20 protein-coding genes are annotated in these 22178 nt (G+C 67.9%); 18 read left to right on the plus strand and 2 right to left on the minus strand.

Annotated elements, in window-relative coordinates; genetic code table 11:
- The first annotated feature begins 1 nt into the window (after position 1).
- The 14 genes from mraY (at position 2) to HL653_RS08575 (ending at position 14563) form a co-directional block, all read left to right on the plus strand.
- A complete protein-coding gene (gene mraY, locus HL653_RS08510) occupies positions 2-1072 on the plus strand; it encodes a phospho-N-acetylmuramoyl-pentapeptide-transferase (RefSeq protein ID WP_171744139.1) in 1071 nt (356 codons plus the stop codon).
- Positions 1069-2451: a UDP-N-acetylmuramoyl-L-alanine--D-glutamate ligase gene (gene murD / locus HL653_RS08515; protein WP_171744140.1), complete on the plus strand. Its 1383-nt coding sequence runs from the start codon at positions 1069-1071 to the stop codon at positions 2449-2451. Before mraY ends, murD begins: the two co-directional genes overlap by 4 nt.
- A complete protein-coding gene (locus HL653_RS08520; RefSeq protein WP_171744141.1) occupies positions 2448-2612 on the plus strand; it encodes a hypothetical protein in 165 nt (54 codons plus the stop codon). Before murD ends, HL653_RS08520 begins: the two co-directional genes overlap by 4 nt.
- Before the next feature lies 1 nt (position 2613).
- Entirely contained in the window at positions 2614-3900 is a 1287-nt protein-coding gene (locus HL653_RS08525) for a putative peptidoglycan glycosyltransferase FtsW (RefSeq protein WP_171744142.1), read from the plus strand.
- On the plus strand, positions 3897-5093 hold the full coding sequence (gene murG / locus HL653_RS08530) for an undecaprenyldiphospho-muramoylpentapeptide beta-N-acetylglucosaminyltransferase (RefSeq protein ID WP_171744143.1): 1197 nt from the start codon (positions 3897-3899) through the stop codon (positions 5091-5093). The genes HL653_RS08525 and murG overlap by 4 nt, the downstream gene beginning before the upstream one ends.
- Positions 5090-6508: a UDP-N-acetylmuramate--L-alanine ligase gene (murC, locus tag HL653_RS08535; RefSeq protein WP_171744144.1), complete on the plus strand. Its 1419-nt coding sequence runs from the start codon at positions 5090-5092 to the stop codon at positions 6506-6508. The genes murG and murC overlap by 4 nt, the downstream gene beginning before the upstream one ends.
- A complete protein-coding gene (locus HL653_RS08540; RefSeq protein ID WP_253717733.1) occupies positions 6505-6702 on the plus strand; it encodes a hypothetical protein in 198 nt (65 codons plus the stop codon). The genes murC and HL653_RS08540 overlap by 4 nt, the downstream gene beginning before the upstream one ends.
- Positions 6684-7613 carry a UDP-N-acetylmuramate dehydrogenase gene (gene murB, locus HL653_RS08545; RefSeq protein ID WP_171744145.1) on the plus strand — a complete coding sequence of 310 codons (930 nt, stop codon included), beginning with the start codon at positions 6684-6686 and terminating at the stop codon, positions 7611-7613. Before HL653_RS08540 ends, murB begins: the two co-directional genes overlap by 19 nt.
- A complete protein-coding gene (locus tag HL653_RS08550; protein ID WP_171744146.1) occupies positions 7610-8098 on the plus strand; it encodes a DUF4262 domain-containing protein in 489 nt (162 codons plus the stop codon). The genes murB and HL653_RS08550 overlap by 4 nt, the downstream gene beginning before the upstream one ends.
- Positions 8095-9042, plus strand: coding sequence for a D-alanine--D-alanine ligase (locus HL653_RS08555; protein ID WP_171744147.1), 948 nt, complete (start codon positions 8095-8097; stop codon positions 9040-9042). The genes HL653_RS08550 and HL653_RS08555 overlap by 4 nt, the downstream gene beginning before the upstream one ends.
- Entirely contained in the window at positions 9039-9977 is a 939-nt protein-coding gene (locus tag HL653_RS08560) for a cell division protein FtsQ/DivIB (protein WP_171744148.1), read from the plus strand. Before HL653_RS08555 ends, HL653_RS08560 begins: the two co-directional genes overlap by 4 nt.
- Positions 9978-10018: 41 nt before the next feature.
- On the plus strand, positions 10019-11275 hold the full coding sequence (gene ftsA / locus HL653_RS08565; RefSeq protein ID WP_171744149.1) for a cell division protein FtsA: 1257 nt from the start codon (positions 10019-10021) through the stop codon (positions 11273-11275).
- Positions 11276-11396: 121 nt separating this feature from the next.
- Positions 11397-12848 carry a cell division protein FtsZ gene (ftsZ, locus tag HL653_RS08570; RefSeq protein ID WP_171744150.1) on the plus strand — a complete coding sequence of 484 codons (1452 nt, stop codon included), beginning with the start codon at positions 11397-11399 and terminating at the stop codon, positions 12846-12848.
- A 344-nt stretch (positions 12849-13192) separates the two neighbouring features.
- On the plus strand, positions 13193-14563 hold the full coding sequence (locus HL653_RS08575; RefSeq protein WP_171744151.1) for a lipopolysaccharide assembly protein LapB: 1371 nt from the start codon (positions 13193-13195) through the stop codon (positions 14561-14563).
- Positions 14564-14737: 174 nt separating this feature from the next.
- Here the strand turns inward: HL653_RS08575 and HL653_RS24470 are convergent, their stop codons facing one another.
- Positions 14738-14866, minus strand: a complete 129-nt coding sequence (locus HL653_RS24470) for a hypothetical protein (RefSeq protein ID WP_301337964.1) — start codon at positions 14864-14866, stop codon at positions 14738-14740.
- Between the two features lie 135 nt (positions 14867-15001).
- Here HL653_RS24470 and HL653_RS08580 point away from each other — a divergent pair, with 135 nt between their 5' ends.
- Positions 15002-16162, plus strand: a complete 1161-nt coding sequence (locus HL653_RS08580) for a deoxyguanosinetriphosphate triphosphohydrolase (protein WP_171744152.1) — start codon at positions 15002-15004, stop codon at positions 16160-16162.
- 107 nt (positions 16163-16269) lie between these two features.
- Entirely contained in the window at positions 16270-17853 is a 1584-nt protein-coding gene (locus HL653_RS08585) for a peroxidase family protein (protein ID WP_171744153.1), read from the plus strand.
- A gap of 18 nt (positions 17854-17871) precedes the next feature.
- Here the strand turns inward: HL653_RS08585 and HL653_RS08590 are convergent, their stop codons facing one another.
- Positions 17872-18387, minus strand: coding sequence for a CcdC protein domain-containing protein (locus HL653_RS08590; RefSeq protein ID WP_253717737.1), 516 nt, complete (start codon positions 18385-18387; stop codon positions 17872-17874).
- Between the two features lie 74 nt (positions 18388-18461).
- Between HL653_RS08590 and HL653_RS08595 the strand changes: the two genes are divergently transcribed.
- Both HL653_RS08595 and argS read left to right on the plus strand, forming a co-directional pair.
- Positions 18462-20186 carry a M20/M25/M40 family metallo-hydrolase gene (locus HL653_RS08595; RefSeq protein ID WP_253717744.1) on the plus strand — a complete coding sequence of 575 codons (1725 nt, stop codon included), beginning with the start codon at positions 18462-18464 and terminating at the stop codon, positions 20184-20186.
- Between the two features lie 261 nt (positions 20187-20447).
- Entirely contained in the window at positions 20448-22175 is a 1728-nt protein-coding gene (argS, locus tag HL653_RS08600) for an arginine--tRNA ligase (RefSeq protein WP_171744156.1), read from the plus strand.
- Positions 22176-22178: the final 3 nt, after the last annotated feature.

Genomic DNA, 22178 nt, shown 5'->3' on the forward strand with positions numbered 1-22178 from the left:
CATGTTGTATGTGCTCGCGGAGACGCTCGGTTTTCCGCATGTCCTGAATCTGATCCGCTACATCACCTTCCGCGCGGGCGCGGCGGCGATGACGGCGCTGTTCCTCGGCCTGCTGATCGGGCCGCGCTTCATCGGCTGGCTGCGCGTGAAGCAGGGCAAGGGCCAGCCGATCCGCGCGGACGGGCCGCAGACGCATCTGAAGAAGGCCGGCACCCCCACGATGGGCGGGCTGATGATCCTGACGACCGTGACCGTCTCGATGCTGCTGTGGATGGACCTGAACAACCGCTACGTCTGGGCGTGCATGCTCGTGACGTGGGGCTTCGGGCTGATCGGCTTCCTCGACGATTATGACAAGGTGACCAAGCGCAGCCATGCCGGCCTGTCCGGCAAGGTGCGGCTGGCGGCGGAGTTCGTGATCGCCGGCATCGCCGCCTGGATCATCACCAGCGGCAACAGCACGATCCTGTATCTGCCCTTCTATAACGGGCCGGTGATCGATCTGGGGCCGCTCTACATCTTCTTCGCGGCGTTCATCATCGTGGGTTTCGGCAATGCCGTGAACCTGACGGACGGGCTCGACGGCCTCGCGACGATGCCGGTGGTGATCGCCAGCCTCGCTTTCTTCGTGATCAGCTACATGGTCGGCAACATCAAGTTCGCCACCTATCTCGGCATCCCGCACGTGCCGGGCGCGGGCGACCTGACGATCCTGACGGCGGCGATCATCGGCGGCGGCCTCGCCTTCCTGTGGTTCAACGCGCCGCCGGCGGCGGTGTTCATGGGCGATACGGGATCGCTAGCTCTCGGCGGCGCGCTGGGCGCGATCGCCGTGACGTGTCACCATGAGATCGTGCTGCTGATCGTCGGCGGCCTGTTCGTGCTGGAGACGGTGTCCGTGATCCTGCAGGTGTTCTTCTACAAGCGCACCGGCCGGCGCATCTTCAAGATGGCGCCGATCCACCACCATTTCGAGCAACTCGGCTGGAGCGAGCCGACCGTGGTGATCCGCTTCTGGATCATCAGCTTCGTGCTGGCGCTGGCCGGCCTTGCGACGCTGAAGCTGCGGTGATCACGAGCCCGGCCTTTGCGGGGAAGCGCTATGCGGTCCTCGGCCTCGCGCGGTCCGGCGTGGCGACGGTGGAGGCGCTGCTGGCGAGCGGCGCCCGCGTGACGGCGTGGGATGCCGATGAGGCGAAGCGGAATGCTCTTCAAGCCCCTTCCCTTCAGGGGAGGGGTTGGGGTGGGGCCTCGCTTGAGGACGAGCGCCCAGATGAGCTGCCCCACCCCCCGACCCCCTCCCCTGAAGGGAAGGGGGAGCTTCTGTTCGCCGATCCGATGGAGATCGATCTGGCGGGTTATGACGCGGTGATCGTCTCGCCGGGCGTACCGCTCAACCGGCATCCGATCGTGGCGCATGCCCACAAGGCGCGCGTGCCGATCATCGGCGATATCGAATTGTTCGCGCAGGCGCGTGGCGATCTTCCCGCGCATCGCGTGATCGGCATCACCGGCACGAACGGCAAGTCGACCACCACGGCATTGCTCCACCATATCCTCGAGACGGCGGGCATCCCGACGTTGATGGGCGGCAATATCGGCCTGCCGATCCTGTCGCGCGATCCGCTGTCCGAGGGTGGCGTCTATGTGCTGGAGCTGTCGAGCTATCAGATCGACCTGACCTGCACGCTCGACTGCGACGTGGCGGTGCTGACCAACATCACGCCCGATCATCTCGATCGCTATGACGGGTTCGAGGGCTATGCCGCCTCCAAGGCGCGGCTGTTCGCGATGCAGAGCGAGGGGCATGCGGCGGTGGTCGATGCCTGGTCCGAGGCCGAATATGCGGTGCTGGACGATGCGCCCGACGGCCTGGGCTTCATGCTGAGCGACGAGGTGGCGATCGGCGATCAGGCCAATTGGCCGGCGTTGCAGGGGCCCCACAATGCCCAGAACGTGCGCTGCGCGGTCGCGACCTGCCGGATCCTCGGGCTGGAGGAGGAGGCGATCGAGCAGGGCCTGCGCACCTATCCCGGCCTGCCGCACCGGATGGAGCGCGTGGCCGAGAAGGACGGCGTGCTGTTCGTGAACGACAGCAAGGCGACGAACGCCACGGCGACGGCGCCCGCGCTGGCCGCTTATCCACTTATCCACTGGATTCTGGGGGGCGTGCCCAAGACGGACGATCTGGACGATTGCGCTCCGCACTTCGATCATGTGCTTAAGGGCTACACGATCGGAGACGCGGGACCGATGTTCGCCCGGATCCTGAAGGAGGCCGGCAAGCCTGTCGAGGAGAGCGGTACGCTCGAGGCGGCCGTGCGCGCGGCGGCGGCCCATGCGAAGCCGGGCGAGGTGGTGATGCTGTCGCCGGCCTGTGCGAGCTTCGACCAGTTTTCGGATTACGAGGCGCGCGGCCGCGCCTTCCGCGATGCGGTGGCGGGGCTGTGAGTGCCGGGATCCATACCCGTTGGTTTCGAGCGCAGATCGAGCTTGTCGAGATCGAAGTCGAGAAGTCGGCCCTCGCTATCGGCGGCGTTCTCGACGGGCGCATCTCGACAAGCTCGATGCTGCTCGAACCGAACGGTCTCGGTCAGGTAGGGGAGGCGTAACATGGCATCCGTGGTCTTCGATCCGCCGCCGACTCCCTCGCGCAGGCCCGTGCAGCCCAAGCGCCGGGGCGATCGCTTCGGGCGGGGCGATCGCTCGGCGATGGCCGTGTGGTTCTGGGAAATCGATCGCGTGCTGCTCGCGCTCGTCACCGTGCTGATCGGCATCGGCCTGATCGCGGTGGCCGCTGCCGCGCCTGCGGCCGCGCATCGTTATTCCGATGCGACGCATGCGATGCCGACGCTCTATTATTTCTGGCGCCAGCTGATGTGGACGGCGCTGGCCGTGCCGGTGCTGATCGCGACATCGATGCTGCCCAAGGATCTGGCGCGTCGCCTGGCCCTCCTGGGCGCGGCGGTGTTCACGATGCTGCTGATCCTCGTGCCGATCCTCGGTGGCGCGGAGAAGAATGGCGCGCAGCGCTGGATCTTCTTCGGGCCGGTGCAGGTGCAGCCGTCCGAATTCCTGAAGCCGATGTTCGTGGTCGCGGTCGCGTGGATGCTGTCGCTGCGCAAGAAGGACCAGCAGCTGCCGATGGTGCCGATGACGTTCCTGTATCTGGGGCTGATCGGCGCCTTCCTGATGAAGCAGCCCGATCTGGGCCAGACGGTGATCTTCGCCAGCGTGTGGCTGTGCCTGCTGACGCTCTCGGGCTTTCCGGTCAAATATCTCGGCATGATCGGCGCGGGCGGCGTGGCTGCGCTCGGCTGCGCCTACATGTTCTATTCGGTCGCGCGCGTCCGCATCGACGGCTTCCTGAAGATCGGCGAGGCGGGCAAGCAGGTCGACAGCTATCAGGTGGAGAGCGCCTACAACACGCTCACCAATGGCGGCCTCGTCGGCATGGGGCCGGGGGCGGGGATCATGAAGTTCCGCCTGCCCGAGCCGCACACCGATTATATCTATTCCGTGATCGGCGAGGAATTCGGGCTGATAGCCTGCCTCGCCATCGCCTTGATCTATCTCGCGATCGTGATGCGCGTGTTCCTGAAGCTGCTGCACGAGGAGGACGAGTTCCTGTTCTTCGCGAGCGCCGGGCTGGTGACCCAGTTCGGCCTTCAGGCGTTGATCAACATGATGGTCAATGTTCACCTCGCGCCTTCGAAGGGCATGACCCTGCCGTTCATCTCCTACGGCGGATCGTCGATGATCGCGCTCAGCCTGGGCTTCGGCCTGCTGCTCGCCTTCACGCGCAAGAACCCGTATCTGACGCGCTCGCCCTATATCGTGACGTGGAATGCGGGGATGGGGAATAGCGGCGTCGGCGGCGCGGAGCGGCCAGGCCGATGAGCGTGAAGCGTCATTTCGTGCTCGCCGCGGGCGGGACGGGCGGCCACATGATGCCGGCCCACGCGCTGGCGGCGGAACTGACCGCGCGCGGCCATCATGTCGCGCTGATCACGGACGAGCGCGGCGCGCGCATCCCCGGTTTGTTCGAGGGGGTCGAGACGCATGTGATGCCCGCAGGACGCATCGCCGGCGGGCCGCTCGGCTGGCTGAAGGCGTGGGCCGGTATTCGCGCGGGCCGGGCGATGGCGCGGCGCCTGTATGAAGGCTTCCAACCGACCGCCGTGGTCGGCTTCGGCGGCTATCCCTCGCTGCCGGCGCTGCTGGGCGCGATGAAGGATCGCATCCCGACCGTGATCCACGAGCAGAATGCCGTGCTGGGCCGGGTCAATCGGCTGCTGGCCGGGCGCGTGGCGGCGATCGCGACCGCCTATCCGGTCGTCGATCGGCTGAAGCCGCGCTTCAAGAAGAAGACGCACCTGATCGGCAATCCGGTGCGCGAGATCGTAAAGGCGATGGGCGAGCGCCCTTTCCCCGCGATCGACGAGGACGGGCCGTTCCGCATCCTCGTCACCGGCGGCAGCCAGGGCGCGACGATCCTGTCCACCGTGGTGCCGGATGGGCTCGGCCTGCTGCCCGATGCGATCCGGATGCGCCTGCAGGTGGTCCAGCAATGCCGCCCCGAGGATATAGAGGGGCCACGCGCGCGCTATCAGGAGCTGGGCATTCCGGCGGAACTGGCGACCTATCTGGAGGATCTGCCCGCGATCCTCGACCGATCGCATCTCGTGATCGCGCGTGCGGGCGCCTCCACGATCGCGGAGCTGACGGTGGCGGGGCGCCCGGCCATCCTCGTGCCGCTGCCGAGCGCGATGGACGATCACCAGACCTGGAATGCGCGCGAAATGGCGTCCGAAGGCGGCGCGCGGATGATCCCGCAGAGCCAGTTCACGCCCAAGGAGCTGGCGCGCCAGATGGAGGCGCTGCTGGGCGATCCGGAGGCGTTGATCGTGGCGGCGAACCGGGCCAAGGCCTGCGGGCTGCCGCGCGCGACCGAGGATCTGGCCGATCTGGTGGAGAGCTTCGGGCGGCCTCCGGTGATGGATGCGATCGGCGACGACGTGCGCGGGCTCGGCGCGCCGTCGGGTGCCCTGCCGGCAATGGGACGACCCGCTTTGGGAAGGAATGCGATTTGAAGGGTGTAGCGACCGATATCGGCACGATCCATTTCATCGGGATCGGCGGCATCGGCATGTCCGGCATCGCTGAGGTGATGCACAATTTGGGCTATAAGGTGCAGGGCTCCGACGTGGCCGAGGGCTATGTCGTCGAGGGCCTGCGCGCGAAGGGCATCCCCGTCGCGATCGGGCACAAGGCCGAGAATCTGGGCGATGCGGCGGTGGTCGTCACCTCCACCGCGATCAAGCGCGGCAACCCCGAGGTGGAGCTGGCGCTGGAGACGCGCGTGCCCGTCGTGCGCCGCGCGGAGATGCTGGCCGAGCTGATGCGTCTGAAATCCACCGTCGCGGTGGCGGGCACGCACGGCAAGACGACCACGACCTCGATGATCGCTGCCCTGCTGGATGCGGGCGGCGTGGACCCGACCGTGATCAACGGCGGCATCATCAACAGCTATGGCTCCAATGCCCGCCTCGGTGCGTCCGACTGGATGGTGGTGGAGGCCGACGAGAGCGACGGCAGCTTCCTGCGGCTGGACGGCACGATCGCGGTGGTGACCAACATCGATCCCGAGCATCTCGATCATTACGGCTCGTTCGACAAGGTGAAGGACTGCTTCGTCGAGTTCGTCGAGAATGTGCCTTTCTACGGCGCGGCCCTGCTGTGCATCGATCACCCCGAGGTGCAGGCGATCATCCCGCGCGTGCGCGACCGCAAGGTCGTCACCTACGGTTTCTCGGCGCAGGCGGACGTGCGCGGCGTGAATGTGACGCCGTTTCCCGGCGGCAACCGCTTCGAGGCGATCATCCGCAGCCGTGACGGATCGACCCGCTCGATCGAGAATATCGAGCTGCCGATGCCGGGCCGCCACAATGTGCAGAATGCGCTGGCGGCGGTCGGCGTGGCGCTGGAGCTGGGCGTGCCGGACGACGTAGTCCGCACCGGCTTCTCGAAGTTCGGCGGCGTGAAGCGGCGCTTCACCAAGGTGGGCGAGGTCGCGGTGGATGGCGGCGCCGTGACGATCATCGACGATTATGGCCATCATCCGGTGGAGATCCGCGCGGTGCTGTCGGCGGCGACCGAGGGCGCGCGCGGGCGCGTGATCGCGGTGGTGCAGCCGCATCGCTTCACCCGCCTGCGCGATCTGATGACCGACTTCCAGAGCGCGTTCAACGAGGCGGACGTGGTGTATGTCGCACCCGTCTATGCGGCGGGCGAGCAGCCGATCGAGGGCGTCGATGCCGAGGCTTTGGTCGATGGGCTGAAGCAGCGCGGCCACCGCGCGGCGCAGGTGATCGCGGGTCCCGAGGCGCTGGCGAAGGCGCTGGCCGATACGGTGCGGGCGGACGACATGGTCGTGTGCCTGGGCGCGGGCGACATCACCAAGTGGGCGGCAGGCCTCGCCGACGCGATCCGGAGTGCGAGAGCATGACCGAGTGGATGAAGTCGATCATCGCGCTGCAGGAGCAGGCGCTGGAAGTGCAGCGCCTGCAGATCCAGATGGCGACCAAGGCGATGGAAGCCGGCCGCGATGCGGTGACCGCGCAGAAGCAGGGCCTCTCCGCGATGGAGGCGGGTGCCAAGGCGTGGCGCAACTGGTTCGAATTATGGTCGATCAAGCCGTGAGTGCGCTCGCGCCCGCCGCTTCGGTCGCCTTGCCCGCGCTGGCGGGGACGGCGGAGGCGCGCGGCTCCCTGGCAGACTTCATCTGGTTCCGCACGGGCGGGCCGGCCGAATGGCTGGTGCGTCCGGCCGATACCGCCGATCTCGCGCGCTTTCTGGCCGCGCTCGATCCGTCCGTGCCGGTGCTGCCGGTGGGCGTGGGATCGAATCTGATCGTGCGCGACGGCGGCGTGCCGGGCGTGGTGATCCGCCTGCCCAAGGCCTTTGCGCGCGTGGTGGCCGAGCCCGGCGATCTGGTGCGTGCGGGCGGCGCGGCGATGGGCATCACCGTGGCGAGCGCCGCGCGCGACGCGGGCATCGCCGGCATGGAATTCCTGCGCGGCATTCCCGGCACGGTCGGCGGGGCGGTGCGGATGAATGCGGGCGCCTATGGGCGCGACGTGAGCGACATCCTCGTCGAGGCGACCCTGGTGCTGCGCGACGGCAGCGTCGAGCGGTGGGAGGCCGAAAAGCTCGGCTACACCTATCGCCATTCCGCCGTGCCGGCAGGCGCCGTGGTGGTGGAGGCGCTGTTCCGCGGCACGCCGGGCGATCCGAAGGACATCGGCGCCGAGATGGACCGGATCGCGGCCGAGCGTGAGGCGAGCCAGCCGCTCCGCAGCCGCACGGGTGGGTCCACCTTCAAGAATCCGGACGGGCACAAGGCCTGGCAATTGATCGACGAAGCGGGCTGTCGCGGCCTGCGGCTGGGCGACGCGCAGGTGTCCGAGAAGCATACGAACTTCCTGCTCAATCTCGACAAGGCCAGTTCGGCCGATATCGAGGCGCTGGGCGAAGAGGTGCGTATTAGGGTGAAGGCGACAAGCGGCGTGGAGCTGGAGTGGGAAATTCAGCGCGTGGGGGTGGCGTCTTGACGCGCGACGATGACGAATATGAGCGGCAGATCGTCACCAACGTGCGTGAGCATGGTTGCCATATCATGTATGTGTTTGATCCGGACGCAGATAGCCCGGCATTCGCTTACTCGACAGGGTTCCTGGAGTCCGTTGGGCAACCGGAAGTTATCGTTTTTGGGCTGCCGTCCGAGATGATGCAATTCATGATCAACGAAACCCTTCGGCAATGTCGGAATGGGTTGGAACTGGTCGACAATGCAGAGATCGAAGGATTGCTCGAAGGGCATCGATGCGTGGTGTGTGCCATTCCGCCCGAGAATATTACGCGGGAATATTTTAATTCAGCGATGTGGTTTCAGCGATTTGTTGCGCGGGAGGATCTGACGGAGGCGTGTCAGATCGTTTGGCCGGGAGCTGCCGATGGACTCTTCCCTTGGGAAGAGGGGTGTTCCGACGCGGTACGCGCTTCTCAGGTCTGTTTGTTCGCTGAGGGCGCACAATGATCCTCCACGTCGCAGTCCTGATGGGCGGCTGGTCGGCCGAGCGGGCGGTCAGCCTCGTTTCGGGCGAGGGGGTCGCCAAGGCGTGCGAGAGCCTTGGGCATCGCGTGACGCGGATCGACATGGACCGCGATGTTGCCGCGCGTCTGGCCGAGGCGGCGCCCGATGTCGTGTTCAACGCGCTGCACGGCACGCCCGGCGAGGACGGCACCGTGCAGGGCCTGCTCGACATCATGGGGCTGGCTTATACCCATTCGGGCCTGGCCACCTCGGTCATCGCGATCGACAAGGAATTGAGCAAGCAGGCTTTGGTGCCGCACGGCATCCGCATGCCGGTGGGCACGATCGTCAAGTCCGAGAGCCTCTATGAGGGCGATCCGATCGCGCGGCCTTATGTGCTCAAGCCGGTCAACGAAGGCTCGTCGGTCGGCGTCGCGATCGTGACGCGCGAGGGCAATTACGGAAATCCGATCGCGCGCGACGCGGCCGGGCCGTGGCAGACGTTCGGGACGTTGCTGGCCGAGCCCTACATCAAGGGCCGCGAACTGACCGTCTCCGTACTGGATACGGCCGAGGGGCCGCGCGCCTTGGGGATCACCGAGCTGATCCCGAAGAACGGCTGGTACGATTACGACGCCAAATATACGGACGGCCTGACCACGCATGTCTGCCCGGCCGAGAACATCCCGGCCGATGTCGCGGCCTCGATGCTGGCCATGTCGATCGAATCCCACCGATTGCTCGGCTGCCGGGGCGTCTCGCGCTCGGATTTCCGCTGGGACGACGAACTGGGCGAGGCAGGCCTCTATCTGCTGGAGGTCAACACCCAGCCGGGCATGACGCCGCTGAGCCTGGTTCCCGAGCAGGCGCGCGCGATCGGCATGTCCTATGAGACGCTGGTGCAGGCGATCATCGACGAAGCTCTGGCGAGGAAAGCCGCGCGGTGAGCGCGAAGGCGGCCCCCAAGCGCACGCGCCCCCGGCCCGCGACCAGCGCGGCGCGGAGGGCGCCCGCGCGCGCGCGGCCGCCGGCGCGCACCAGGGGGCCGTCCGCCGCCGGCGCGATGATCAGCCGCGCGTTCAAGGCTTTGCCCCTGCCCGAGGGCTTCCTGAAGAGTCTCGGCAACTGGACTTTGAGCCTGCTGCTGGTGGGCGGCGTCGGCGCAGGTGTGGTCGCGATGGGCGTGCCGGGGATGGTGGGCCTCGCGCTTTCGCATGCGATCGGCCGGGCGGGCTTCGTCGTCCACACGATCGAGGTGAACGGCCGCGCCCATGTCGATCGCGACGCCGTCTATCGTGTGGCGATGGATTCGCGTGGGCAGGACATGCCGCTGGTCGATCTGGAGGGCATCCGCCAGTCGTTGATGGGGTTGGCCTGGGTGGAGGATGCGCGCGTCTCGCGCCGCCTGCCCGACACGCTGATCGTCGATATCGTCGAGCGCAAGCCGGCGGGCGTCTGGCAGCATGATTACAAGCTCTCGCTGATCGACGGGGAGGGGCGCGTGATCGCGCCGGTGGATCCCTCCTCGCCGATGGATCAGTTGCCGCTCGTGATCGGCACCGACGCCAATCTCCATGCGGGCGAGTTCGCCGCTTTGATCGCCAGCCAGCCGGTGCTGAAGCCCTTGATCGAGGGCGCGACATGGATCGGCGGGCGCCGCTGGGACGTTCGGTTCCAGTCGGGCGAGACGCTGATGCTGCCCGAAGGCGACAAGGCCGCGCGCGACGCCTTCGCTTTGTTCGCCCGCAAGGACAGCGAGGCGCGGCTGCTGGGGCAGGGGATCGTCCGCTTCGACATGCGCGTGCCGGACAGGATGGTGGTGCGCATGTCGAGCGAGCCGGGGGCGAAAGTGACGCCCCCACAGCCAGCCAATCAGATATAGGTCAGAACCGAACGATAAAATGTCAGTACAAGGCTTGAGTGATGGCCCAGACGCGTAGCGAAGGATTGATCACGGCGCTGGATATCGGCTCGTCCAAGGTGGCGGCGCTGATCGCGCAGCCCACCCCCGACGGGCTGATGGTGCTGGGCACCGGCCAGCGCGAGAGCCGGGGCATCCGCCGCGGCTATATCGCGGACATGGGCGCCACCGAGGGCGCCGTGCGCGAGGCGGTGGAGCAGGCGGAGCGGATCGCGCGCACCCAGATCGACGAGACGTGGCTGAGCTTCTCGGCCGGCGGGCTCGTGTCCGATGTCGCCTCGGTCGAGGTGGATCTGGGCGGGCAGCGCATCGCCCAGCGCGATATCGACGATCTGCTGGCGGCCGGGCGCCGCTCGATCGATCCCGACGGGCGCATGGTGCTGCACGCGCAGCCCACGCTCTATACGCTCGATGGGCTGAAGGGGGTGAAGAACCCGCTCGGCCTCCACGCCGATCGGCTGGGCGTGGATATCCATGTCGTGGTGGCCGAGCCTTCTCCGGTGCGGAACCTCGATCTGTGCGTCCGCTCGGCGCATCTGGCGGTGAAACAGATCGTGGCGAGCCCGATCGCGACCGCCATGTCCTGCCTCTCGGCCGAGGAGCGCGAACTGGGCGTGGCGCTGGTGGAAATGGGCGCGGAGGTGACGAACGTGTCGCTGTTCGCGGGCGGGCTGCTGGTGGGGCTCACGTCGCTGCCGCTGGGCGGCGGGGACATTACCGACGATATCGCCTCCGCGTTCGGCACGCGCCGCGCGCAGGCCGAGCGGATGAAATGCTTCCACGGCAGCGCGCAGACATCCCCCCGCGACAATCACGAGATGATCGACGTGGCGCCGCTTTCGGGCGAGCAGGATGCGGGCGAGGCGCCGCGCATCACGCGCGCGCAGCTGGTCGCGATCGTGCGCCAGCGGCTGGAGCAGATTTTCGGCGAGATCGAAGGCGCGCTGAAGAGCCTCGGCTTCGTCGGCCCGATCGGCCGGCAGGTGGTGCTGACGGGCGGCGGGGCCGAGCTGAAGGGCATCGCCGATTATGCGCAGGGCGTGCTGGGCCGTGCCGTCCGCGTCGGCCGGCCGCGCGGATTGATCGGCCTGCCCGAAGCGCATAGCGGCCCGGCTTTCTCCACGCTGGCGGGTCTGGTTCAGTTCGCCGCGTCCGATCCGATCGATCTGCGGCCCGCGCCCGCGCCGCAGACGATCGTGAAGCTTTCGCCGTCGAACATCGTTCAAAGACTGCTCGCCGTCGTCAAGACGTCCTATTGAGTGAACAAGTCTGTGGATAACACGTGGTTAATTTCTCAAAATTTGCTCGCGCCGAACGCCCGAGTCTGTCAGATTCACTATAACCGGCGGCGCGCCGCCCCGTCTGTGTAAGGTACACCCCATGACCATCGAATTCCTCCGGCCCGAGATTGACGAACTCAAGCCCCGGATCAGTGTCATCGGCGTAGGCGGCGCCGGCGGCAATGCGGTCGCCAACATGATCGCGGCCGAGGTGCAGGGTGTCGACTTCATCGTCGCCAATACGGACGCGCAGGCGCTGAACGCCTCGCCCGCCGAGCAGCGTCTCCAGCTGGGCCTGAAGATCACGCAGGGCCTGGGCGCGGGCTCGCGGCCGGAGATCGGGCGCGCGGCGGCCGAAGAGACGATGGATCAGGTGGAAAAGGCGCTGGACGGCGCGCACATGTGCTTCATCACGGCCGGCATGGGCGGCGGCACGGGCACGGGCGCGGCGCCGGTGATCGCCAAGGCGGCGCGCGAGCGCGGCATCCTGACGGTGGGCGTCGTCACCAAGCCGTTCAGCTTCGAGGGCAATCGCCGGATGAAGTCGGCCGATGCCGGCATCACCGAGCTGCAGAAGCATGTCGACACGCTGATCATCATCCCGAACCAGAATCTGTTCCTGATCGCCAATCCGAACACGACCTTCAAGGAAGCGTTCCAGATGGCCGATCAGGTGCTGCAGCAGGGCGTGCGCAGCATCACCGACCTGATGGTGATGCCGGGCCTGATCAATCTCGACTTCGCCGACGTGCGCTCCGTCATGTCCGAAATGGGCAAGGCGATGATGGGCACGGGCGAGGCTTCGGGCGACAATCGCGCGATCGAGGCGGCCGAGAAGGCGATCGCCAATCCGCTGCTGGACGGCGTGAGCATGAAGGGCGCCAAGGGCGTGATCGTTTCGATCACCGGCGGCGACGACATGCGCCTGATGGAAGTGGACGAGGCCGCGAACCACATTCGCGAGCTGGTCGATCCGGACGCGAACATCATCTGGGGTTCGGCCTTCAACAACGAGCTGGACGGCAAGATCCGCGTGTCCGTGGTGGCGACCGGCATCGAATCCGAGGCGAGCGGCGTGCCCGCGCAGGAGGCGAGCAAGCTGTTCAGCTTCCCGCCGCGCAGCCGCTCCGAAGTGCGCACGCCGAACGCCGAGGCGCCCGCCGCGCCCGCTCCGGCACCGGCCCCCGAGGCGAGCATCGAGACGCCGGCCGCGGCACCCGCTCCGCAGGCTCCCGAAGCGACCGCCGACGAGCAGGACGAACTGATCCTGGGCGAACCCGAGGCTCCCGTCGCGGCGGCACCGGCTCCGGTCGAAGCGCCGGCTCCGGAAGAGCCCGCGCCCGCTGGCGGCCCGCGCCGCTGGCTCCGCGCCGAGCGGGGCGAGGCACCGCGCCCCGCCGCCGCTCCGGCCCGCGAGGGCGGCACGTTGTTCGAGCGCATGTCGAGCATTGCCCGTGGCTCCGCCAAGGTGGGCAATGACGATGACGAGGAAGCCGGTGGCTCCGATCCGCTCGATATCCCCCGCTTTCTGAACCGCCAGAACAACCAGTAAGGCGCGCCGCGCTCCGCCCCCTCATCCCAGCCTGTGCCGGGATGAGGGGCGGGCGTTAAGCTAGTGAGGGATTGTCTCCGACAGACAGATCCTTCTGTCATGCCGGACCCTTCGACTACGCTCAGGACAGGCTTGGTCCGGCATCCGCCCCTCTCCGCGTGTCTGGGCCTGCTGTGCCCGTCGCCCGGTTGACCCCGGAACAAGTCCGGGGTGACGGTCATGTGTTGGCGCGAGGTACACGCCAAATCGTTTCGGGCAGCGCGCTCATCCGAGCCGCTGCCCGTTCTGTCGCTGGACGCGCGTTGTTCATCGCCGGGCCGTGCGATCCTGCTTATGGAGGCGCGATGCGCCTTCGCCCGATTCTCCGTTCCGCCCCGCTCGCTCTGACCCTCGCGCTCGCGGCGCCGATTTCCGCCCAGATCCCGCAGGACAGCGTCGAGGAGCCGGCCGAGCCCGTGCCCGCCGCCACCGCATCGGATCCGATGTCGATCGCGCGCGCGGCGGCAGAGCGCGGCGATCAGGCCGAGGCGCTCTCGCAATATCTCCATGCTCTGTCCAAATCGCCGAACAATGTCGAAGCGCTGGCGGGGGCGGGGCGCGCGGCGCTGGCCGTGGGCGACGTGAACGCGGCGACCGGCTTCTTCGCGCGGGCGGAAGAACTGGCGCCGAACAATGCCGTGGTGAAGGCCGGGCTGGGATCGGCCACGGTGCAGACCGGCAATGGTCGCGCGGCCCTGCGCTATTTCCGGCAGGCGCAGTCGCTGGGCGTGCCGGAGGGCGTGATCGCGGGGGATCGTGGCCTCGCTTATGATCTCACCGGGGACGGGCGGCGGGCGCAGGCCTCCTATCAGATGGCGTTGGTCGCCAAGCCTGGCGATCCCGTGGCGACGCGGCGCCTCGCGCTCAGCCAGGCGATCTCGGGCAACCTGCCGGGCGCGCTCGTCACGCTCGATCCGCTGCTTCGCAAGCAGGATATCCCGACATGGCGCACGCGCGCCTTCGCGAAGGCGGTGACGGGCGATCTGGCCGGGGCCGAGCAGGATGCCGCTTATGTGCTGCCGCCCAATCAGGTGGCGGTGCTGAAGCCCTATCTGGCGAAGCTCGCCACGCTGAAGCCGAGCGAGAAGGCGGCGGCTGTGTTTCTCGGTCGCTTCCCGCAGCCGGGCAACGGCCCGACGGTGGCGAGCGCGAACGCGCCCCGCGTGAAGCGGCCGATCGTGACGCCGGCGGCCGCGAAGCCCGCGCCTGCCGCCACGCTGGTGGCCGATGCGTCGGTCGCGACGAGCAGCGCGCCGCCACCGGCGGCCGAGCCGACCGTGGAGGATAGCCCGGCCCTGCGCGCGCAGGCGCGTCGCGTCGAGGCGGCGAAGCGGGCGGAGACGCTCGCCGCGCAGAAGAAGAAAGCGGATCAGGTCAAGGCGGCCGAGCAGGCGAAGGTGGCCAAGGCCAATCCGCCGCGCCATTTCGTGCAGGTGGCGGGCGGCGCGAACAAGACCGATCTGCCCAAGGCTTGGGCTGCGCTGAAGGCGAAATGGCCGAGCCAGCTGGGCGGCCGCTCACCCTGGACGATGCATTATCGCTTCACCAATCGCCTGCTGATCGGGCCGTTCCCCAGCTCGGCGGCGGCGCAGGATTGGGTGACCGCGCGCAAGAAGGAAGGCCTGTCCACGTTCCGCGTCTCCACCCGTGCAGGCGAGGAAGTGGAGAAGCTGTAGGCGGAGCTGCAACGGGCCCCCCTCCCTGGAAGGGAGGGGTTGGGGGTGGGTGGAGAGTGGCCGAAACCTCCGTGGCTCACGGAAAGGGCGGCGTCATGCGGCAACCGATAGATGGCGGCTCGCGGATAGCGACCCACCCCCGGCCCCTCCCTTTCAGGGAGGGGAGATTCACCCTTACGCCAGCGCGGGATGCCGGCGGGTGCGGCGGGCTTCGGCCAGCGCGCGGAGGCGGGCGCGGATCGCGGGGCGGCTGAAATGATCGCCGTCCAGCAGGGCGGTCTTGCTCGGGTCCTGATCTCGCATCGCGTGGCTCCTCCTTTTCCGGGGTCGTCCTGAGGGAACGCTGCCGCCCGCGCCAACGCGCTTTGTCGGTCAGAGTGATCGGCTAAGCCGCTTGAAGGCTCGACTTCGCGGGCCGGCACCTTATGTCGCGGTCCCGTGCTTGCCCCTCATGCCTCCGATCCCGCCCGCAGCCGTGGCCGCCGCTTCGGCCCGCCCGACGGCCGCTCGACCACGCCGCGCGACGCCTTCCAGCGCGATCGCGACCGGATCATCCACTCGATCGCTTTCCGTCGCCTGCGCCACAAGACGCAGGTGTTCGTCGCGCCCGACGGCGATCATTTCCGTGTGCGCCTGACGCACAGCATCGAGGTGGCGCAGATCGGGCGCACGATCGCGCGCGCGCTGGGGCTGAACGAGGATCTGACGGAGGCGCTGTGCCTCGCGCACGATATCGGCCATCCGCCCTTCGGCCATGCGGGCGAGGAGGCGCTGAAGGCGGCGACCGTCCAGGCCGGCGGCTTCGATCACAACGCGCACACGCTGCGCGTGCTGGCCCGGCTGGAATCGCCTTATCCCAGCCACAAGGGGCTGAACCTGACGTGGGAGATGCTGGAGGGGCTGGCCAAGCATAACGGTCCGGTCGCGAAGCCGACCTGGGCGCTGGCCGAGATCGACGCCGATTTCCCGCTGGAACTGGGCGGCCAGCCCTCGCTGGAGGCGCAGGTGGCGGCGCTGTCCGACGACATCGCCTACGACCATCACGATATCGACGATGGCCTGCGCGCGGGGCTGCTGTCGCTGGATCAGGTGCTGGGCGCGCCTCTGGTGGCGGACGGCTGGGCGGCGGTGCAGGCGCGCTGGCCCGATCTGCCGCCGGAACAGCTGGCGGGCGAACTGATCCGCGACCAGATCGGCCGGATGGTGGGCGATCTGATCGCGGAGAGCCGCCGCCGCATCGCCGCAGCGGCACCCCGATCGGTGGAGGATGTGCGCGCGGCGGACGGCCCCCTGATCGGCTTTTCGGACGAGATGGCGGCGGGCGAGCGCGCGCTGAAGCGCTTCATGTATGCCGAGCTGTATCATCATCCCAGCCAGCTCGCCGTGGCGGACAAAGCGGGGCTGATCGTGGCCGGGCTGGCCGAGGCCTATCTGGCCGATCCCGCGCTGCTGCCGCCGGCCTGGGCGGCCGCTCTGCCGGAAGAAGATCCCCAGAAAAGCCGCCATATCAGCGATTTCATCGCAGGCATGACGGATCGCTACGCCATATCCCGTTACCGTGAGGTGGTGGGCCCGGTGGATATGCCGGACGGTCTCTGAAGGTTTCGATCGGCCGGAGCGGCGATAGACTTGCCGATCCATTGGATCTGGTTCGACTTGCTCCCGCAACGACTTGATGCTTCTCTTGCCCGCGGGGGAGAGAAATCATGTCGATTCAGGATATTCTTCTGTCGGTGGCGAAGACGGTCGTCGGCAGGGACGCGATCAATGCGTTGCTTATCAACAGGATCGTCAAGGCGGCGCGCAATCGCCCGCACCCCTGGAGCACGCGATTCGATTATATCTGCTGGAGCGGCCTGACCGATCGCAGCTACAATGCGCGCCTGCTGCCGGCCAAGACCGTCACCGATCTGCCGCCGGTGGACAAGGTCGCCGCGTTGTTCGTCCCCGAGGCGGAGCAGCGCACATGCGCGAAATCGACCTGCCTGTTCCCGGCCTTCGCGCAATATCTCACCGACGGCTTCATCCGCACGCGGATCTTCAACGATCCGACCAAGGACGAGCGCAAGCGCACTACTTCCAATCACGAGATCGACCTGAGCCCTCTCTACGGCCGGATCGAGGAGCAGACCGCCGTGCTGCGCGCGCCACCATCCGGCAGCGGCAAGGGGCGGCTGAAATCGCAGATGCTGCATGGCGAGGAATATCCGCCGTTCCTGTTCGACGCGGCCGGGCAGGTAAAGGCGGAGTTCCGCGATGCCTCCGGCCGGCCCGTGCTGGACGAGCCGCTCGGCCTCGATCACACCAAGCCCGGCTTCGACAAGATCTTCGCAGTGGGCGGCGACCGCGTGAATGCCGCGCCGCAGGTGGCGATGATGAACACATTGTTCCTGCGCGAGCATAACCGGCTGGCCGGGCTGATCGCGCAGGCCCATCCCGGCTGGGACGACGAGCATGTGTTCCAGACCACGCGCAACAACGTGATCGTGATGTTCATCAAGATCGTGGTCGAGGAATATATCAACCACATCAACACATCGAACTTCCGCTTCCTGGCGGAGGGCAAGGTGGCATGGGATGCGAGCTGGAACCGGCCCAACTGGATGACGGCCGAGTTCAGCCTGCTCTATCGCTGGCACAGCTTGGTGCCCGAGGAATTGAGCTGGGGTGGCGCGCCGGTCAACGGCGGCACGACCCTGCTCAACAATGCGCTGCTGATCGATGCGGGCCTCGCCACCGCCTTTGCGGAGATATCGGCCAACAATGCCGCCTGCCTCGGCCTGCACAACAGCGCGACCTTCCTGTGGAAGGCGGAACTCAGCGCGGTCCAGCAGGCGCGCGACAACCGGCTGGCTTCCTATAACGATTATCGCGAGGCGATGGGGCTGAAGCGCAAGAAGAGCTTCGAGGATGTCGCCGGCACGTCGAGCGATCCCGTGGCGAAGGAGCGCCGCGCGCACCTCGCCAGCGAACTGAGGGGGCTTTACGGCGATGTCGACAGGATCGAATTCTATGTCGGGCTGTTCGCGGAGCCGACCGAGAAAAACGGCGTCCTGCCCGAGCTGATCCAGGCGATGGTGGCGATGGATGCCTTCTCGCAGGCGCTCACCAATCCGCTGTTGAGCCAGCATATCTGGGGCGACGACCGCAACAAACTGGACGCGTTCACGCAGATCGGCCTCGACGCGATCGTCGCGACGAAGACGCTGCGGGATATCCTCGTCCGCAACAGTGCCAATCTGGGCGATCGCTTCGTCGGCATGACGCGCGCCGACTGGAAGCGGAGCTGACGGGCTAGTCGCGCGGCGTCAGGCGAGTTGGGCGGACTTCGCGGCGCCCAGCAGCCGTTTCGCGCGCACATACATTTCCGCGCGCGTGGCGGAGAGCAGGCCGAAGCCGAAGGCGAGCAGGATGCCGGTGATCTTCATCAGGTTCACGCCCGCCTGCGCCGCCTCGTAGCGCAGGCCCTGCCGCGCCACGATCAGCAGCACGATGAAGAGCAGGGCCGCCGGGCTGTTCTGCTTGTTGAGCTGATGCGTGGCGGGATCGACGCTGATCTTCATCAGCTTGCCGCGCTGCCAGCCGAGCGCGCCGCCGCCGGCGGCCGCGACCACCAGCCATAGCCAGCCAATCGGCGTGGGGGGCGGTGCCTCATAGAGGCCGAACAGGAAGGCGAGGCCGAAGATGGCGGGGACGATCCAGAGCGTCTCCAGCCGCAGCCGGCTCGCGCGGCGCATGCCCCGGTAACGGAGGACCAGCACCAGCGCGATCGCGCAGCCGGTGATGATATAGGTGATCGTCTGCGGCGCCGGATGAGCCTGCACTCTCAATTCCCTCGACCTGGTCCGTCCGTATCCTATGGTTAGCGCATCAGGCGGGCAAGCGGGGGTGAAAGCGGGTGAAGCGGGCGATCTTCGTGGCGATGGCGGTGATGCTCGCCGTGCTGCTGGCTGTGTGGGCGGTGACGCCCGGCCGCCCCCGTCCGGCCGATGCGCCCGCGGCGACATTCTCGGCCGGGCGGGCGATGCGCGACGTGCGGATGATCGCGCGGGCGCCGCACATGACGGGCAGCGCCGAGGATCGGCGCGTGATGGCCTATCTGCTCGATCGGCTGGGCGGGATGGGGCTGTCCGTGGCGGTCCAGCCCGTGCCGCTGTCCGACAAGGCGCGCGCCAAGCTGGAGCGGCAGAGCGGCGCGAAGGTCTCGCCCGATCTGCGCGGCGGATCGATCATCGGCCTGTGGCCGGGGCAAGATCGATCGGCGCCGGCGGTGGTGCTGATGGCGCATCACGATACGGTCGGTGGATCGCCGGGCGCGGCGGACGATACGATCGGCGTCGCCGCGATCCTGGAGACGGTGCGCGCGCTGCGGACCGGGCCGCAGCCCCGGCGCGACCTGATCGTGCTGTTCACCGACGGCGAGGAACTGGCGACGAGCGGGGCCGAGGCGTTCTTCGCGCAGGCGGGCCTGCGCGATCATGTCGGCGTCGTGATCAATCTGGAGGCGCGGGGCGGCGGCGGGCGCGCGGCGATGTTCGAGACGGGGCGCGACAATGGCGCGATGATGCAACTGTTCCAGCGCAGCGTGCCGACGCCGTCCGCCGCCTCGCTGGCGATCTTCGTCTATCGGAGGATGCCCAATTATACGGACCTGACCGAGGCGCTGAAGCACGACATCGCCGGCTTCAATTTCGCGGTGACGGGCCGCGCCGCCCTCTATCATTCGCCTTTGTCGACGCCCGACCGGATCGAGCAGGCCTCCGTGCAGGATATGGGGCAGCAGGTGCTGGCGCTGTCCCGCGCGCTGACGCAGGCGGCGGCGCTGCCCGCGCCTTCGCCCGATCGCGTGTTTGCGGACATCTGGGGTACGCGGCTCGTCACCTATCCGCTGTGGGGCGGGTGGGTGATCCTTGGCGTTTCGGTCTTGCTGGTGGCGATCGGCGTGCGGGGGGCACGCGGCGAAGTGCGAGGGCGGGAGGTTGCGATCGGGCTGGCGCTGCCGTTCGTGCTGCTGCTCGGCGGGGCGGTGCTGCTGCTGGCGCTCAACTGGCTGTCGGGGGCGGGCGCCGGGGCCGATTATTATGATCGGCTGGCCGCCATTCCCCGTCTGCGGACGCAGGCCTTCGTCGCCTGTCTCGCCGTGCTGCTGCCCTGCCTGCGCTGGGGGCGGAGCCTGTGGAGCGGGTGGCTGGGGCTGATCGCGGTGTGGGGCCTGCTCTCGCTCGCGGCGCAGATCGTGGCGCCGCTGGTGACGCCGATCCTGCATTGGCCCCTGCTGGTGGCGGCGCTCCAGATGGCGATCGTCGGCTGGCTCGATCCCGTGATGCGGCGGACCTCGGCGATGGCGCCGGTCGCGCTGCTGGCGGCGGGATCGGCCGCGCAATCGGCGGCGATCGGCCTGTTCCTGTTCGGCGGGGTCGGGGCGGGGATGCCGGTGGTGGCTTTGTTCGCGCTCTTTCCGATCGCGCTGGTGGCGTGGCCGGTCGCGCATCGGCTGGCTTCGGTGCGGGCGCTGGGGATCGCGGCGGGGGTTGCCCTGATCGTGGCGATCGTCCTCGCGCTGACGGTGCGGCTCGATCCCCTCTCGCCCAGCGTGCCGACCTATGCGACCGACAAGCGGTGAGGGCGCGCGCGAAAACCGCCGCAACCCTTCTTCCGTTTGTGCTGAGCCTGTCGAAGCACCGTCCTTCCTTCCCCCCAGGACGTTGAAGGAAGAAGGACGGCCCTTCGACAGGCTCAGGGCGAACGGAACGTGAAGTCGGCGAACGGAGCTTGAAGTCGAATGACGCGCCGCCCCCACCCACGTCACCCCGCAACTTGGCGATGACGGTCGCGTCCCGATAGGCTAGAGGCCCGCTTCCCGTCCCTCACCGGAATTGTGTCCTTGCCCACGCTCTACGCCCGTTTCTCCGCCGATCTCGCCGCCGCCCTCGATGCGCTGGAAGCCGAAGGGGCGCTGCCCGCCGGGCTGAAGCGCGAGGCGATCACGGTGGAGCCGCCGCGCGACACCACGCATGGCGATCTGGCGACCAACGCCGCGATGGTGCTGGCAAAGCCCGCCGGCACCAATCCGCGCGCGCTGGCGGCCTTGCTCGTGCCCAAGCTGGAGGCGCTGCCGCAGGTGGAGGGCGTCGAGATCGCCGGCCCCGGCTTCATCAACCTGCGGCTGACCGAGGCGACGTGGCGCGGCGAACTGGGCACGATCCTGGCCGACGCCGCCGCGTATGGCGAGGCCACGGTGGGCGCCGGCACGCGCGTGAACGTGGAATATGTGTCCGCCAACCCGACCGGGCCGATGCATATGGGCCATTGCCGCGGCGCGGTGGTGGGCGATGCGCTGGCGCAACTGCTGGAATATGCGGGCTACGCCGTCACCCGCGAATATTATATCAACGATGCCGGCGCGCAGGTGCAGACGCTCGGCCGCTCGGTCCACCTGCGTTATCGCGAGGCGCTGGGCGAGGATATCGGCCAGATCCCCGAGGGCTTCTATCCGGGCGACTATCTGATCCCGATCGGGCAGGCGCTGGCCGCCGAATATGGCGACGCCTATGTGGACAAGCCCGAGAGCGAGTGGCTCGATCTGTTCCGCACGCGTGCCGTCGCCGCGATGATGGACATGATCCGCGCCGATCTGGCTTTGCTCGGCATCACGCACGAGATTTTCGCGTCCGAGGCGGCGGTGCAGGCTGAGGGCCGCGTCGACAAGGCGTTCGATCGGCTGCGCGCCGAGGGGCTGATCTATCAGGGCGTGCTGGAGCCTCCCAAGGGCGAGCTTCCCGACGATTGGGAGCCGACCGAGATGACCCTGTTCCGCGCCACCCAGTTCGGCGACGATCAGGATCGCCCGGTGCGCAAGTCGGACGGCGGGCTCACCTATTTCGGCACCGACCTCGCTTACCATTGGCAGAAGGCCGAGAGCGCCGATCAGCTGATCGACATCTGGGGCGCGGACCATGCCGGCACGGTCAAGCGCATCCAGGCGGCGGTGAAGGCGCTGACGGGCGGCAAGCCGTTCGACGTGAAGCTCGTCCAGATGGTCCGCCTGCTCCGCAATGGCGAGCCGGTGAAGATGTCGAAGCGCTCGGGCTCGTTCGTGACTTTGGCCGACGTGGTGCGCGAAGTGGGCAAGGACGTCGTCCGCTTCACGATGCTGACGCGCAAGGCCGATGCGCAGATGGATTTCGACTTCGCCAAGGTGGTGGAAGCCTCCAAGGACAATCCGGTCTTCTACGTGCAATATGCGCACGCCCGCATCGCTTCGCTCCATCGGCGCGCGGCCGAGGCGGGGCTGAGCCTGCCCGAGGCGGATCTGGCGTTGCTGGATGCGGAGGAACTGGGGCTGGTGAAGCTGGCCGCGCAATTCCCGCGCATGATCGAGGGCGCCGCCGCCGCGCGCGAGCCGCACCGCATCGCCTTCTATCTCTACGATCTGGCCGCCGCCTTCCATGCGCTGTGGAATCGCGGCAACGATGATCCGGGTCGTCGCTTCCTTCTGCCCGATGGTCTCGCTCTCACCGCCGCGCGGCTGGCGCTGGCCGACGCGATCGGGCAGATCATCCGCAACGGCCTTGGCGTGATCGGCGTCGAGGCGGCCGAGGAGTTGCACTGAGCG

This window comes from Sphingomonas sp. AP4-R1, from assembly GCF_013113735.1.
GTDB lineage: Bacteria > Pseudomonadota > Alphaproteobacteria > Sphingomonadales > Sphingomonadaceae > Sphingomonas_I.

Coding starts and splice junctions, on each gene's coding strand:
- mraY (WP_171744139.1), top strand. CDS start 2: ATGTTGTATGTGCTCGCGGAGACGCTCGGTTTTCCGCATGTCCTGAAT.
- HL653_RS08525 (WP_171744142.1), top strand. CDS start 2,614: ATGGCATCCGTGGTCTTCGATCCGCCGCCGACTCCCTCGCGCAGGCCC.
- murG (WP_171744143.1), top strand. CDS start 3,897: ATGAGCGTGAAGCGTCATTTCGTGCTCGCCGCGGGCGGGACGGGCGGC.
- HL653_RS08540 (WP_253717733.1), top strand. CDS start 6,505: ATGACCGAGTGGATGAAGTCGATCATCGCGCTGCAGGAGCAGGCGCTG.
- murB (WP_171744145.1), top strand. CDS start 6,684: ATGGTCGATCAAGCCGTGAGTGCGCTCGCGCCCGCCGCTTCGGTCGCC.
- HL653_RS08555 (WP_171744147.1), top strand. CDS start 8,095: ATGATCCTCCACGTCGCAGTCCTGATGGGCGGCTGGTCGGCCGAGCGG.
- ftsA (WP_171744149.1), top strand. CDS start 10,019: ATGGCCCAGACGCGTAGCGAAGGATTGATCACGGCGCTGGATATCGGC.
- ftsZ (WP_171744150.1), top strand. CDS start 11,397: ATGACCATCGAATTCCTCCGGCCCGAGATTGACGAACTCAAGCCCCGG.
- HL653_RS08575 (WP_171744151.1), top strand. CDS start 13,193: ATGCGCCTTCGCCCGATTCTCCGTTCCGCCCCGCTCGCTCTGACCCTC.
- HL653_RS24470 (WP_301337964.1), bottom strand. CDS start 14,866: ATGCGAGATCAGGACCCGAGCAAGACCGCCCTGCTGGACGGCGATCAT.
- HL653_RS08585 (WP_171744153.1), top strand. CDS start 16,270: ATGTCGATTCAGGATATTCTTCTGTCGGTGGCGAAGACGGTCGTCGGC.